Source organism: Actinophytocola sp., from assembly GCF_036555685.1.
Lineage (GTDB): Bacteria > Actinomycetota > Actinomycetes > Mycobacteriales > Pseudonocardiaceae > Actinophytocola.
The window spans coordinates 15,637-29,274 of record NZ_DATBKY010000235.1 but is presented as its reverse complement, the minus strand read 5'-3'; the positions used below and the strand labels follow the sequence as shown (position 1 = coordinate 29,274).

The 13,638-nt window shown below is 72.4% G+C and carries 13 protein-coding genes; 10 read left to right on the top strand and 3 right to left on the bottom strand.

The genetic code is table 11. From position 1 onward, the window contains the following. Genes VH969_RS22905 through VH969_RS22885 form a run of 5 tightly spaced genes read left to right on the top strand, consistent with a single transcriptional unit; the run spans position 1 to position 3,726 of the window. Positions 1-789, top strand: coding sequence for a metallophosphoesterase family protein (locus tag VH969_RS22905; RefSeq protein WP_331977526.1), 789 nt, complete (start codon positions 1-3; stop codon positions 787-789). A 23-nt stretch (positions 790-812) separates the two neighbouring features. Then, positions 813-1,250, top strand: a complete 438-nt coding sequence (locus tag VH969_RS22900) for an SRPBCC family protein (RefSeq protein WP_331977524.1) — start codon at positions 813-815, stop codon at positions 1,248-1,250. Between the two features lie 21 nt (positions 1,251-1,271). Then, positions 1,272-2,411, top strand: coding sequence for an ArsA family ATPase (locus tag VH969_RS22895; protein WP_331977522.1), 1,140 nt, complete (start codon positions 1,272-1,274; stop codon positions 2,409-2,411). Beyond that, a complete protein-coding gene (locus tag VH969_RS22890) occupies positions 2,408-2,779 on the top strand; it encodes a hypothetical protein (RefSeq protein ID WP_331977520.1) in 372 nt (123 codons plus the stop codon). The genes VH969_RS22895 and VH969_RS22890 overlap by 4 nt, the downstream gene beginning before the upstream one ends. Positions 2,780-2,799: 20 nt before the next feature. Continuing rightward, on the top strand, positions 2,800-3,726 hold the full coding sequence (locus VH969_RS22885) for an ROK family protein (protein ID WP_331977562.1): 927 nt from the start codon (positions 2,800-2,802) through the stop codon (positions 3,724-3,726). 15 nt (positions 3,727-3,741) lie between these two features. On the opposite strand, the gene VH969_RS22880 is transcribed toward VH969_RS22885, so the two are convergent. Next, positions 3,742-4,218: a hypothetical protein gene (locus VH969_RS22880; RefSeq protein ID WP_331977518.1), complete on the bottom strand. Its 477-nt coding sequence runs from the start codon at positions 4,216-4,218 to the stop codon at positions 3,742-3,744. A gap of 248 nt (positions 4,219-4,466) precedes the next feature. Between VH969_RS22880 and VH969_RS22875 the strand changes: the two genes are divergently transcribed. The 5 genes from VH969_RS22875 (at position 4,467) to VH969_RS22855 (ending at position 9,948) form a co-directional block, all read left to right on the top strand. Next, a complete protein-coding gene (locus tag VH969_RS22875; RefSeq protein ID WP_331977516.1) occupies positions 4,467-5,237 on the top strand; it encodes a lysophospholipid acyltransferase family protein in 771 nt (256 codons plus the stop codon). Between the two features lie 98 nt (positions 5,238-5,335). Continuing rightward, positions 5,336-5,839 (top strand): polyadenylate-specific 3'-exoribonuclease AS, encoded by a 504-nt coding sequence (locus tag VH969_RS22870; protein ID WP_331977514.1) that lies wholly within the window; start codon positions 5,336-5,338, stop codon positions 5,837-5,839. Between the two features lie 99 nt (positions 5,840-5,938). Then, positions 5,939-6,964, top strand: a complete 1,026-nt coding sequence (locus VH969_RS22865) for a 6-phosphofructokinase (protein ID WP_331977512.1) — start codon at positions 5,939-5,941, stop codon at positions 6,962-6,964. A 153-nt stretch (positions 6,965-7,117) separates the two neighbouring features. Then, positions 7,118-8,497 (top strand): amidase, encoded by a 1,380-nt coding sequence (locus tag VH969_RS22860; protein ID WP_331977510.1) that lies wholly within the window; start codon positions 7,118-7,120, stop codon positions 8,495-8,497. Between the two features lie 62 nt (positions 8,498-8,559). Further along, a complete protein-coding gene (locus VH969_RS22855; RefSeq protein WP_331977508.1) occupies positions 8,560-9,948 on the top strand; it encodes a class II 3-deoxy-7-phosphoheptulonate synthase in 1,389 nt (462 codons plus the stop codon). Positions 9,949-10,009: 61 nt separating this feature from the next. Here VH969_RS22855 and VH969_RS22850 read toward each other — a convergent pair whose 3' ends face one another. After that, complete coding sequence (locus VH969_RS22850; RefSeq protein ID WP_331977506.1) at positions 10,010-11,296, bottom strand: wax ester/triacylglycerol synthase family O-acyltransferase; 1,287 nt, start codon at positions 11,294-11,296, stop codon at positions 10,010-10,012. A gap of 89 nt (positions 11,297-11,385) precedes the next feature. Then, positions 11,386-13,548 carry a Stk1 family PASTA domain-containing Ser/Thr kinase gene (locus tag VH969_RS22845; RefSeq protein ID WP_331977504.1) on the bottom strand — a complete coding sequence of 721 codons (2,163 nt, stop codon included), beginning with the start codon at positions 13,546-13,548 and terminating at the stop codon, positions 11,386-11,388. Between the last annotated feature and the right edge of the window lie 90 nt (positions 13,549-13,638).

Genomic DNA, 13,638 nt, shown 5'->3' with positions numbered 1-13,638 from the left:
GTGCGGGTTCACGTGGTCTCAGATGTGCACGGCAACGCCGAGGCACTGGCCAAGGCCGGGGACGGCGCGGACGCGCTCGTGGTCCTCGGCGACCTGATCGACTTCGTCGACTACCACGACCACGCGGGCGGGATCATGGGCGCGGTGTTCGGCCCGGATGCCATGGCGACGTTCGCCCGGCTGCGCCGCGAGCGCGCGCACAACGAGGTGGCCGCGTTCGCCCGGTCGCTGTGGACGAGCCTCGACGACCCGGGCGCGGTGGTCGAGTCGGCGATCCGCGAACAGTACACCCGCCTGTTCGCGGCGATGACCGTGCCGACCTACGCCACCCCCGGCAACGTCGACGTGCCGGCGCTGTGGCCGGAGTACGCGGGCGAGAACGTCCGGATCCTGGACGGCGCGACGGCCGAGCTCGGCGGGCTGCGGTTCGGCTTCGTCGGTGGCGCGCTGCTGCCGCCCGGCGCGATCCGCCGCCGCGGCGGGGCGTTCCGCCCGTACCTGCGCACCGAGGACGAGGTCGCGGCCGACGTCGCGAAGCTCGGCGAGGTGGACGTGCTGTGCAGCCACATGCCGCCGGACGTGCCGGAGCTGACCTACGACGTCGTGTCCCGCCGCCAGGAGCTCGGCTCGCCGACGCTGCTGCGCGTGATCAGCGAGCAGTCGCCGCGGTGGGCGGTGTTCGGGCACGTGCACCAGCCGCTCGCACAGCGGATGCGGCTCGGGTATACCGAATGCGCCAACGTGGGCCATTTCCAGCGGACACAGCGGCCTTACGTGCTTCGCTGGTGACCCAACCGGGTAGCCTCCCCGGCATGGCCGATGAGTCCACCCAGTCCATCGTGGTCGACGCGCCGCCTGCGGACATCATGCCGGTGATCGCTGACTTTCCCGCGTACCCGGAATGGGCCAACGCCGTGAAGCGGACCGAGGTCCTCGAGGAGGGCACGGACGGGCACGCGAAGCAGGTGCGGTTCACGCTCGACGCGGGTCCGTTCAAGGACGTCTACACGCTGGAGTACGACTGGGCTCCCGACGGGCTCTCGGTCACGTGGAACCTCGTGAAGGGGCAGATGCAGCGCGCGCAGAACGGCCGCTACCTGCTGACACCCGAAGGCGACAAGACCCGGGTCACCTACACGCTGTCGGTCCAGCTGGCCGTGCCGATGATCGGCCTGTTCCGCCGCAAGGCCGAGAAAATGATCATGGACATCGCGCTGAAGGAGCTCAAGCGCCGGGTCGAGGGCAGCTAGGCCCGGGGCTCCATGGCGGGCGTGCGCATACTGCTGTTCACCGGCAAGGGCGGGGTCGGCAAGACCACCCTCGCCGCGGCGACGGCTGCGCGCCTCGCGGTGAGCGGCCGCAAGGTGCTCGTCGCCTCCACGGATCCGGCGCACTCGCTCGGCGACGTGTTCGGCGCGCCACTGACCGGTGAGCCGTCCGAAGTAGACACCTGCCTGTACGCGGCCCATGTGGACGCTCGCGGCCTCGTCGACAAGTCCTGGCAGGACATCCGGCGCCAGCTGCGGGACTGGCTCGCCGGCGTCGGCCTCGACGAGCTGGACGCCGAGGAGCTGACCGTGCTGCCCGGCGTGGACGAGCTGCTCGCGCTGAGCGAGGTCGCCCGGCTCGCCGGGCAGGGGCGGTGGGAGGTCGTGGTCGTCGACTGTGGACCGACCGCGGAGACGCTGCGGCTGCTGGCCCTGCCGGAGGCGATCGCGGACTATGTGGACCGGCTGTTCATGCCCTCCTTGCGCGCCAAGGCTTCCGCGCTCGGCCGGCTCGCCGAGCACCTCGGCCGGCTGCGGCGGCTGCTCACCGATCCGTCGGTGACGAGCGTGCGGCTGGTGACGACGCCGGAGCGGCTGGTCGTCGCGGAGACCCGGCGCACGCTCGCCGCGCTGGCGTTGCGCGGCATCCGGGTCGACAGCCTCGTGGCGAACCGGCTCGTGCCGCGGGGCCGGATGTGGCAGGGCCCGGCGGCGAGCTGGCTGCGGACGCGGCGGGCCGAGCAGGACGCGGTGCTCGAGGAGCTGGCGGCGTCGACGCCGCTGCGGGTGCACCTCGTCGAGCACCGGCCGGCCGAGCCGGTGGGCGTCCACGCGCTGCTGGAGCTCGCCGGCGATCTCTACGGCGACGCCGACCCGCTCGCGGAGCCGCACGGCGGCGACGATGCCGTGCGGCCGCTGGTGGACCTGCGCCCGCTCGACGAGGGTGGCTACGAGCTCGCGATCGCGCTGCCGCTGACCGACACGGCCGAGCTCGACCTCGCCCGGGTGGGCGACGACCTCGCGGTGACGGTCGACGGCGTGCGCCGGCTCGTGGCGGTCCCGGTCCTGCTGCGGCGCCACGAGGTGACCGACGCGTTCATCGACGAGCGCGGGCTGGTGCTGCGCTTCGAGGGGGAGGCATGACCGAGCCTCCCATCGAGCCCGGTACCCGGCTGGTGGAAGAGCTGCGGCTGCTCCTCGACGCGGTCGCCGACCGGGCCGGGCCGTGGCTGGACCGGGTGTCGGCCTCCGCGCCGCCCGGCGGTTCGTGCCGGTGCCCGGCGTGCGCGGTGGTGGCGCTGGTGCGCGGCGAGCCGAACGAGCTGGCGGCGCGGAGCCTGGACCGGGCGGCGGACGCGGTGGCGCTGCTGCGCGCGGTGCTCGCCGACCGGTGGCAGCCGGGCGCGCCGCACATGCCGGGCTTCACCCCGCCGCCGCGCCCGGCGCGGACCGGCGAGCGGCCGCGGGTGCAGCGGATCCCGGTGCGGCGCAAGGGAGAGCCGCAGGCTTGAGGACGAAGACGACGATCGGCGTGGACATCGGGGGCACGAGCGTGCGGGCCGGTGTCGTGGACCGGTACGGCACGGTGCTGGACACCGCCCGCGCCCCGACCCCGACGAGCGAGCGGGCGCTCGAGGACGCGATCGTGCAGGCCGTCGGCACGCTCGCGCTGCGCCACCGGGTCACGGCGGTAGGCCTCGCGGTGGCCGGCTTCGTCACGACCGACCGCCGGTCGGTGATGTTCGCCCCGCACCTCGCGTGGCGCGAGGCACCGGTGGCGGACCGCATCTCGGCGCGGCTGAGCCTGCCGGTGGTCCTGGAGCACGACGCCAACGCGGCCGTCCTGGCGGAGCACCGGTTCGGCGCCGCACGGGGCGCCCGGGTGGCGCTGCTGGTGGCGATCGGCACGGGCATCGGCGGCGGGCTGCTGCTGGACGGCAAGCTGTTCCGCGGCGCGTACGGGGTGGCGCCGGAGCTGGGCCACCTGTCGCTGGTGCCGAACGGCCGGCCGTGTCCGTGCGGGAAGTCGGGCTGCTGGGAGCGGTACTGCAGCGGTACGGCCCTGTCGGCGACGGCGGTGGAGCTGCTGGCGCGGTTCCCCGGCCGCTCCACGGTGCTTGGCCGCGAGGTGGCGACGGACAAGCGGGCGGTGACGGGCCGCAAGGTGGCGGCGGCCGCCCGGGACGGCGACCCGCTGGCCCAGCGCGCGATGGCGGACCTGGCGACGTGGCTGGGCGAGGGCCTGGCCCTGGTGGCGGACATCTACGACCCGGAGATCGTGGTCATCGCGGGCGGCGTCTCGGAGTCGGCCCCGCTGTTCCTCGACGACGCGCGGGATCACTACAAGAAGCTGGTCACCGGCGCCGGCTACCGCCCCCTGGCCCGGATCAGGACGGCCCAGCTCGGGGACGAAGCAGCCATGGTGGGCGCCGCGTCGTTGGCGGCGAACGGCGGATAGCGCCGGCGGCCGGGGTCAGATCTGGGCGCCGTCGTCGCGGCCGTCCTCTGGTTCCTTCGGGGTCTGGCGGATGCGCAGCAGCAGCATGGCGCCGCCACACGTCAGTGCGACCAGGGCGATCGGGGTGCCGATGCGGGCGTCCAGGCCGATCACGCCCGGCAGCACCAGCAGCACGACCGCCGCGAGGATGAGGACCAGCGCCACGATCGTCAGCGGCCGCAGCCGCGGCAGGGGCGGGGGCTCCGGCGGGACGTAGTGCTCGTCGTCCGTGCCCCAGGTCCAGTCCCACTCCGTCTCCTGCCCTCGCCACGCGGCCGGCGGGGGGCTCGACTGCGGCTTGGGTGCCGGCGCGGGTGGGGGTGCCGGCGCTGTGGTCTCCTCCGCCGAGCCGGGATCGTCGAGGTCGGATAGGTTGCTGCCCAGCCCCTCGCGTTCGAGGTCGGCCACTATCGCCGCGAACGCGGCGTCGACGTCCTCCGGGCGGTCGGACACCTGGGCCTCCTCACGATCAGGCACACGAGCAGGTGATGTGGCCATCGTCGCACGAACCCGCGACCGGATGGCCGGATCACACTGGCTTGTTTACTCGTTGGGTACCGTGGCAGCCAAGGGAGTCTTCTGAGTGGTGTCGCCTGTTACATGTTCCGACATTCGGGTGGCGAAGGATTGTGTCCGCAACACACCCTTCGTACCCTCGACAAACGGGTGACCGGCCGGCAAAGCGAGAGGCGCGGGTAGCGGTGCTGTACTGGTTGATGAAGCATGTGTTCCTCGGTCCGCTTCTCCGGCTCTTCTTCCGTCCGGAGGTCGAGGGTGGCGAGAACATCCCGGCCGACGGTGGGGCGATCCTCGCCAGCAACCACCTCGCCGTCGCGGACTCCTTCTTCCTCCCGCTGATGCTCAGGCGCCGCGTGACGTTCCCGGCGAAGCTGGAGTACTTCACGCAGCCCGGCCTCAAGGGCCGGTTCAAGAAGTGGTTCTTCACCGGCATGGGCCAGATCCCGATCGACCGCTCCGGCGGCGCCGCCGCGCAGGCCGCGCTCGACACCGGCATCCGGCTGCTGCGTGAGGGCCACCTGCTCGGCATCTATCCCGAGGGCACCCGCTCCCCGGACGGCCGGCTCTACAAGGGCAAGACCGGCCTGGCCCGCATGGTGCTCGAGGCGCGCGTCAAGGTCATCCCGGTGGCCATGTTCGACACGGACAAGGCCAACCCCATCGGTTCCAAGATGTGGAAGCCGCACAAGATCCGCATCAAGATCGGCAAGCCGATGGACTTCTCGCGCTACGAGGGCCTCGCCGGCGACCGCTTCGTGGAGCGGTCGATCACCGACGAGATCATGTACGCGCTGATGGAGCTGTCCGGCCAGGAGTACGTCGACATCTACGCGGCCAAGGCCAAGGAACTGCTCGCCGCGCAGGCGAACGGCGAGGCCGCCGAGGTGCCGGCCCAGCAACGCCGCCGCACGGCCGCCGACGCCGACCGCATCCCCGAGACAGAGGCCGGCTGAGGCCGGCTGAGGCCGGCTGAACGACCCCACCCGTGTCGACCGTTCGCAGTCCGGACGGCGGGCGCGGCTGCGCTCTCGCTGACCACTAATCTGCATCGGTGCGGTTCTTCTACGACACCGAGTTCATCGAGGACGGAACGACAATCGACCTGGTCTCGATCGGTGTCGTGGACGAGGAAGGCCGCGAGTTCTACGCCGTCTCCACCGAGTTCGACCCCGACCGGGCCGGCCAGTGGGTGCGCGAGAACGTGCTCGACAAGCTCCCGCCGCCGTCGGACTCCGCCTGGTGCGACCGCGCCACCATGCGCGAGCGGCTGCTCAGGTTCTTGAACCGCGGTCGCGACAAGATCGAGCTGTGGGCCTGGTTCGCCGCCTACGACCATGTCGCGCTCGCCCAGCTCTGGGGCGACATGCCGGCCCTGCCGCGCGAGCTGCCGCGCTTCACCCGCGAGCTTCGGCAACGCTGGGAGGACGTGGGCAAGCCCGCGCTCCCGGCGCCGCCGCGCGACGCGCACGACGCGCTCGCCGACGCCCGGCACAACCTCGCGCGCTGGCGGGTGATCGAGGCGGAACGGGTTCGCCGAGGATTCCCGAACCGTTAGGCGACGACCGGTTGCTGCACCGATCCAGAAGGTGGCACCCTGTGCGCGTACGACCGGGTTAGGACCACAGCTCTAGCAGCCGGATGGAGGATCGGGCACATGCGCGTCGGCTTGCTCACTGGTGGCGGTGACTGTCCAGGACTGAACGCGGTCATCCGGGCCGCGGTCCGCAAGGGCATCGAGGTCCACGGCTGGGAGACCGTCGGCTTCCGCAACGGCTGGCAGGGCCCGATCGAGGGCCTGCTCAAGCCGATCGGCCTCGACGACGTCGAGGACATCCTGACCCGCGGCGGCACGATCCTTGGCTCCTCGCGGACCAACCCGTACAAGGTCGACGGCGGCGTGGACCGCATCAGGCAGGTCCTCACCGACAACGGCGTCGACGCGCTCGTCGCGATCGGCGGCGAGGACACGCTCGGCGTCGCGAAGCGGCTCACCGACGACGGCGTCGGCGTGGTCGGCGTGCCGAAGACGATCGACAACGACCTCAGCGCCACCGACTACACGTTCGGCTTCGACACCGCGGTGCACATCGCGACCGAGGCCATCGACCGGCTGCGCACCACCGCCGAGTCGCACCACCGCGCGCTCGTCGTCGAGGTGATGGGCCGGCACGCCGGCTGGATCGCGCTGCACTCCGGACTCGCCGGCGGCGCGAACGTCATCCTCGTACCAGAGCGGCCGTTCAGCGTGGACAAGGTCGTCGAGTGGGTCACCCGCCGCTTCGAGCGGCAGTTCGCGCCGATCATCGTCGTCGCCGAGGGGGCGCTGCCCGAGGGCGGCGCCGAGGTGCTGGCGAGCGGCGAGAAGGACGCCTTCGGCCACGTCCGCCTCGGCGGCGTCGGGACCTGGCTCGCCGAGGAGATCGCGCAGCGCACCGGCAAGGAGTCGCGCGCGGTCGTGCTCGGGCACGTCCAGCGCGGCGGCACGCCGACTGCCTACGACCGCGTCCTCGCGACCCGGTTCGGCCTGCACGCGGTGGACGCCGTGCAGGACGGCGACTTCGGCGTGATGGTCGCGCTGCGCGGCACGGACATCGTCCGCGTGAAGCTGTCCGAGGCGACGGCCGAGCTCAAGACGGTGCCGCCGGAGCGCTACGCCGAGGCCGAGGTCTTCTTCGGCTAGTCCGCCTCCCCGGAATTCAAAGTGTTGGTCGCCTCCCAGCGGATGGTGCAATTGTTCACGTACACGTGGCTGGGTGACGTCACGTTCCCCTGAGGTTGCGTTGGCTGGTCCAAGACTCATGATCACCCACGAAACAGGGCCTAGTGTTGGCGCATGGACCTCGATGAGCTGTTGTGGGCGGGCGCGGACGCGCAGGCGCAGGCGTTGCGGGACGGCACGGTCAGCGCGCCCGATCTGCTCGAGGCGGTGCTGCGCCGCCTCGACGCGGTCAACTCGCGGCTGAACCTCTTCCGCATCGTCTACACCGACGAAGCGCGGGCGCAGGCCGCCGCCGCGCAGCGGCGGCTCGAGGCGGGGGAGCGCACGCCGCTGCTGGGTGTGCCGCTCGCGGTCAAGGACGACCTCGACGTCACCGGCGACATCACCGGCATGGGCGGGCGCGCGCAGTTCGCCCCGGCCGAGGAGGACGCCCCCGCCGTGGCGCGGCTGCGTGCGGCCGGCGCCGTGCTCGTCGGGCACACGAACACACCCGACCGCTGCCTGTGGCCGTTCACCGAGACGCTCACCCACGGCGCGACCCGAAATCCCTGGAACCTCGACCACACGCCCGGCGGCTCGTCCGGCGGCTCGGCGGCGGCGGTCGCGGCCGGGGTCGTCGGCGCGGCGACGGGGTCCGACGGTGGTGGCTCGGTGCGCATCCCGGCGGGGTTCTGCGGCATCTTCGGCCTGAAGACCACGCGTGGCCTGATCGACATGGGTCCGGAGGAGCACTGGCACGGCCTCGCCGGGGTCGGCCCGCTCGGCCGGCGGGTGGCCGACGCGGCCGCGATGCTCGACGTCGTCGCGGAGGAGGACCACCCGGGTGGGCTGTACCGCGACTCGGCCGACGCGGACCCCGGCCGGCTGCGGATCGCGCTCTCGTGGTGGACGCCGCTGGGCAAGCCGCCCGTGGAGGCGCAGCGCAAGCAGGCCGTGCGGGAGACCGCGGAGCGGCTGCGCGCGCTCGGCCACGAGGTCGTCGACGCCGACCCGCCGCTGGGACCCCGGCCGAGCCCGCAGTTCCTCGTGCGCTACCTGCGCGGCGTCGCCGACGACGTCGCCCAGCTGCCGCACCCGGAGTGGCTCGAGCCGCGCACCCGCCGGATCGCCGCGATGGGCCGGCGCATCCCGGACCGCGTGCTCGCCCGGGCGCGGGCCGCGGAGTCCGACTTGGACGATCGGATGCGCGGGTTCTTCGCCGACCACGACGTGATCCTGCAGCCCGGCTGGACCGGCCGGCAGCCGCGGATCGGCCGCTACCACGGAAGCGGCGCGTCCGCGACGCTCGCGGGAGTGTCGATCGGCATCCCGTACTTCCCGACCTGGAACGTGCTCGGCTACCCGGTGGCCGCCGTGCCGGCTGGCCGGGACTCCGGCGGCCTGCCGATGGGCGTGCAACTGGTCGGCCCGTCGTTCAGCGAGCACCGGCTGCTCTCGCTCGCCGGCCAGCTCGAGCGCGCGCACCCGTGGGCGGGCGAGCGGCCGCCGCTGTAGGCCCACCGGCCGGCGTCACTGTCGGCGGAAAGGCGGATGACCGGGATGGCTACGCTATGGCCGTGAACTGGACTGTCGATGTTCCGGTGGACGATCTTCCCGAGTTGCCACCGCTTTCGCCCGAGCTGCGTGCCCGCCTCGACGACGCCCTCGCCCGCCGTGCGGCGCAGCAGCCGGAGTGGCCCGACGCCGACGCGGTCCGCCAGGTCCGGACGGTACTCGAGAGCGTGCCGCCGATCACGGTGCCGTCCGAGGTCGACCGGCTGCGCAACAAGCTCGCCGAGGTCGCGCGCGGCCAGGCGTTCATGCTGCAGGGCGGCGACTGCGCGGAGACCTTCGCCGACAACACCGAGCCGCACATCCGCGGCAACATCCGCACGCTGCTGCAGATGGCCGTGGTCCTGACCTACGGCGCGAGCATGCCGGTCGTCAAGGTCGCCCGCATCGCCGGCCAGTACGCCAAGCCCCGCTCCAGCTCGACCGACGCGCTGGGCCTGCCGGTCTACCGCGGCGACATCGTCAACTCGCTGGTCGCGACGCCCGAGGCGCGGGTGCCGGACCCGGGCCGCATGATCCGCGCGTACGCCAACGCCGGTGCCGCCATGAACCTGGTCCGCGCCCTGACCGCGGCCGGCGAGGCGGACCTGACGCGGGTCCACGAGTGGAACAAGAACTTCGTCTCCAACTCCGCGGCCGGAGAGCGGTACGAGGCCCTGGCCACGGAGATCGACCGTGGCCTGCGCTTCATGTCGGCGTGCGGGGTCGAGGACTCGTCCCTGCACACGACGGAGATCTTCGCTAGCCACGAGGCGCTGTTGCTGGACTACGAGCGCGCGATGCTGCGGCTGGACAGCGCGGAGCCCGACGCGAAGCTGTACGACCTGTCGTCGCACTTCATCTGGGTCGGCGAGCGCACGAGGCAGCTCGATGGTGCGCATGTCGCGCTGGTGGAGCTGCTGGCGAACCCGATCGGCCTCAAGATCGGGCCGTCGACCACGCCGGAGATGGCCGTCGAGTACGTCGAGCGCCTGGACCCGAAGAACACCCCGGGCCGGCTCACGCTCGTCAGCCGCATGGGCAACCAGAAGGTGCGCGACGTGCTGCCGCCGATCATCGAGAAGGTGACCGCGTCGGGCCACCAGGTGATCTGGCAGTGCGACCCGATGCACGGCAACACCCACGAGTCGTCGACGGGCTACAAGACCCGCCACTTCGACCGGATCGTGGACGAGGTGCAGGGCTTCTTCGAGGTGCACCGGCACCTGGGCACGCACCCCGGCGGCATCCACATCGAGCTCACGGGCGAGGACGTGACGGAGTGCCTGGGCGGCGCCCAGGAGATCTCGGACAAGGACCTGCACGGCCGCTACGAGACGGCCTGCGACCCGAGGCTGAACACGCAGCAGAGCCTCGAGCTGGCCTTCCTGGTAGCGGAGATGCTCCGCTCGTAACGAAGGCCGGAAACGCGCCACGTCGACCGACGCGCCCCGGCCAGGACCGCACGACGAGGGCCTAAGCACACCTCTCGTGCAGCGTGTTGGCCGCCTTCGTCAGACAGGCCGCGAGCACGTCCAAGTCCGGCACCGCGTCATGGTCGGCTTGTAGTCCTATGTGGACGGAATCGCGGTAGGCGGAGATCGCCACGCCCAGCCCGTGCCCGGCGGCGAGCGGCGCGAAGGGATAGACCTCCCGCAGCTCCGCCCCGGCCAGTGCCAACCCTCGGGGCGGCAGGGGCACGTTGGTGACGACCGTGTCGAACAGCAGCGGCGCCGCCGCTCCCGCGGCCGGCGTGCAGACCCGATGCAGCGCGGACGGGATGAGATTCGCCAGGATCGGCACCGCCCCGGGCCCGGCCGACGGCCCGGCCGCCTTGTTCCGGTCCATCGCCGACCGCACGAACCGCAACCGCTCCAACGGATCCGCGAGCCCGACCGGCAGGTCACACAGATACGCCGACAACCGGTTCGCGCCGTCCGCACCACCCCGCGCCCGCGTGTTGACCGGGATCAGCGCCCGCAACGTCACCCCGTCGACGGGCTTGTTCCGCAGCGCGAGCCACTGCCGCAGCGCCCCGGCGACCACCGTGAGTGCCACGTCGTTCGTCGTGCCGCCGTGCTGTTTGCGGATCTGCCGCACGTCGTCGAGGTCCAGCCGCACGAACGCGAGCCGGCGGCGTGCCGAGCTCCCGGTGACCAGCGACGGCGCGGGCGGGCGACGCGCCGCGAGCAGCACCGTGCCCGCGCGGGTGAGCAGCTCCCGGCCCTGGCTCAGCAGGTCCAGGGTCGGTGGGAGGGACGGCTGGAGGGACGGTGGGAGGGACGGCGGGGCCGGCCGGGCGGGCGCCGACTGGTCGAACAGCCTGCCGGCCACCTCGACCGCCCCGGCGCCGTCCGCGAGCGAGTGGTGCAGCTTCAGCAACACGGCGAACTCGTCGTCCGGCAGGCCGGTCACCACGTGGATCTCCCACGGCGGCCGGGACAGATCGAGCGGCGTGGCCATCCAGCCGGACGCGTACGCCTCGAAGGTCCGCCGGTCCGGCACGTGGTAGCCACGAACGTGCTCAGCCGCGCGGAAGCGGTCGTCCACGCGCCACTCCGCGCCGCCCGGCGGGAACCAGACGGGATGCGCTCGCTGCCGCAGTAGCGGCGTGGCGGCCGCCCGCGACGCGAGCAACTCCCGTAGTTCGCCGAGGTCGACTGGCCCGGCCGGCCGGAACACGCCGATCGCACCGAGGTGCATCGGCCGGGTGCGCGTCTCGAGACAGAGGAACGCGACGTCCAGTCCGCTGAGTCGTGCCATGCGTTCCACCTCACCAGGGACGCGTGACCCTCGCATGGTCAGCACGTTAAGACTGTGCGTCGGCGGCGATTTTCTCGCTGTCGTGCTGGTCAGAGAATTGTGAAGAGGATGACGGTCGAGCCGGCCTGCACGCGGGTGTTGGCGACGGGGTTCTGCCCGAACACCCGGTTCGCGCCGCCGAACTGCTGGATCTGGACCTGTAGGCCCAGCCCCTGCAGAAGTGCCTGTGCGTCCTGCGGAGATCTGTTCATCAGGTCGGGCACGGTGATCGCGTTCGACGTGACCACCTTTATCTCGGTGCCCGGCGCGGGGGTCACGTTCGCCGGCGGGTCGGTGCCGATGACCTTACCGTTGTCGATGTCCGGATCGAACTGCTGTGGCGCGTCGACCGGGGCGTAGCCCAGCTGCTGGAGCGTGGCGAACGCCTCGTCGCGGGTCTTGCCACGCAGGTCCGGGATCGGCTTGGGCGCGGCGCCCTTGCTCACGATGATGTCGACGCGCTCGCCGAGTTTCAGCTGGGTGCCCGGCTCCGGATCGAGGCGGATGACCTTGCCCTTGGCCACCTCGTCGCTGAAGTCCTGCTTGCTGTCGTCGACGCCGGGCTGCAGGCCGTGATCCTTGATCGCCTGCTTGGCGGAGTCGACCGACGAGCCGGCCCGCACGTCCGGGACGACCGGCGGGCCGTTGGACAGCGTGACGGTGATCGTCTCGCCGCGCAGCACCTCCGCGCCGCCGGCCGGGTTCGTCTCGATCACCTGGCCGGACTCGACGTCGTCGCTGTAGGCGTGCTCGTACTTCGGCTGGAGGTCGCTGTCGTTGAGGATCTTCTCGGCCGCGGCACGGTCCTTGCCCGCCACGTTCGGCACGGTGCTGTACCGGCCGGAGGTGAACCACCACGTGGTCGTCCCGATCAGCGCGATCGCCAGCACGGCGGCGAGGACGAGCAGCACGATGTTGCCGCTCCGCTTGTTCGGCTGCAGGCCCGGTGGGCGCTGCCGCCGCGGCGGGGGTGGCATCGGCGGGAGTGCGTTGCCCATCGCGGGCGAGCCCATGGCGGGCGAGCCCATCGGCGTACCCATGCTCGGCGGGCCGAGCACCGGCTGCTGCATGCCGTACGGGTTCGACGGCGGGGGCGGGTCCAGGTCGGTGCGCAGCATGGCGCGGGTGCCCCGCGGGCCCATCGCCTGGAAGCCGGCGGGCGCCTGGCGCACGACCGTGGCATGCGCGAGCGGCCGGCCTGCGTCGACGACGTCCAGGCCGGTCGCGGTGGCCTCCGGGTCCTCCTCGCCAGTCGGCCGGCCGCCGATCCGGTTGCCCACCGGCGTCACCGGCACGGTGCGGTCCTGGATGGTCGGCTCGGGGACCGGCACCGCGACCCGCGCCAAGCCCAGCTGCGTGCGGAGGTTGGCCAGCTCGGCGAGGAACGCGGCGCCGTCGGCGGGCCGGGCGGCCGGGTCCCGCCGCGTGGCCCGCACGACCAGCTCGTCCAGCGCGGGCGGCAGGCCGGCGACGCGTGAGCTCGGCGCCGGCACGTCCTCGTTCACGTGCCGGTAGGCGATCGAGAGCGGGTTGTCGCCGGTGTAGGGCGTGGTGCCGGTGAGCGACTCCCACAGCAGGATGCCGGCCGAGTAGACGTCGCCGCGGGCGGTCGCGTTGCCGGTGGTGACCTGCTCGGGGGACAGGTACGCGACGGTGCCGAGGATGATGCTCGAGCTCGTCGTGCCGGCGCTGGACACGGCGCGCACCAGGCCGAAGTCACCGACCTTGACGATCGTGCCCTGCTCGCCGCCGTGCCCGATCAGCACGTTCTCCGGCTTGACGTCGCGGTGGATCAGGCCGGCCCGGTGCGCCGCGGCGAGCGCGCCCAGCACCGGTTCCATGATCGAGAGGGCCAGCTGCGGCTCGAGCGCGCCACGCTCGGTGATGAGGTCCCGCAGGGTGCCGCCGTCGACCAGCTCCATCACCAGGTAGACCAGCGCACCCTCGGGGTTGGCGTCCACGCCCTGGTCGTGGACGGCGACGACGTTGGGGTGGTGGATCTTCGCGGCGGAGCGGGCCTCGCGCTCGAAGCGGTCGACGAAGGCGCGGTCGTCGGCGAAGCGCGCGTCCATCACCTTGATCGCGACGCGCCGGTCGAGCCGGGTGTCGAGCCCCCGGTAAACCGACGACATCCCGCCGCGTGCGAGCAGCGCGTCGATCCGGTACCGCCGCTCGAGCAGCGTGCCGATCAGCCGGGCTCCCCTTTCGTCCACGACCGTGATGGTACGGAGCCCGCAGCCGGCGCGTGGTGAAGCCGTCGATTATGTGACCGTCGATCTGCCCGCGAGGGCCGTCGAACGGCT

Coding starts and splice junctions, on each gene's coding strand:
- VH969_RS22860 (WP_331977510.1), top strand. CDS start 7,118: ATGGACCTCGATGAGCTGTTGTGGGCGGGCGCGGACGCGCAGGCGCAG.
- VH969_RS22865 (WP_331977512.1), top strand. CDS start 5,939: ATGCGCGTCGGCTTGCTCACTGGTGGCGGTGACTGTCCAGGACTGAAC.
- VH969_RS22900 (WP_331977524.1), top strand. CDS start 813: ATGGCCGATGAGTCCACCCAGTCCATCGTGGTCGACGCGCCGCCTGCG.
- VH969_RS22850 (WP_331977506.1), bottom strand. CDS start 11,296: ATGGCACGACTCAGCGGACTGGACGTCGCGTTCCTCTGTCTCGAGACG.
- VH969_RS22890 (WP_331977520.1), top strand. CDS start 2,408: ATGACCGAGCCTCCCATCGAGCCCGGTACCCGGCTGGTGGAAGAGCTG.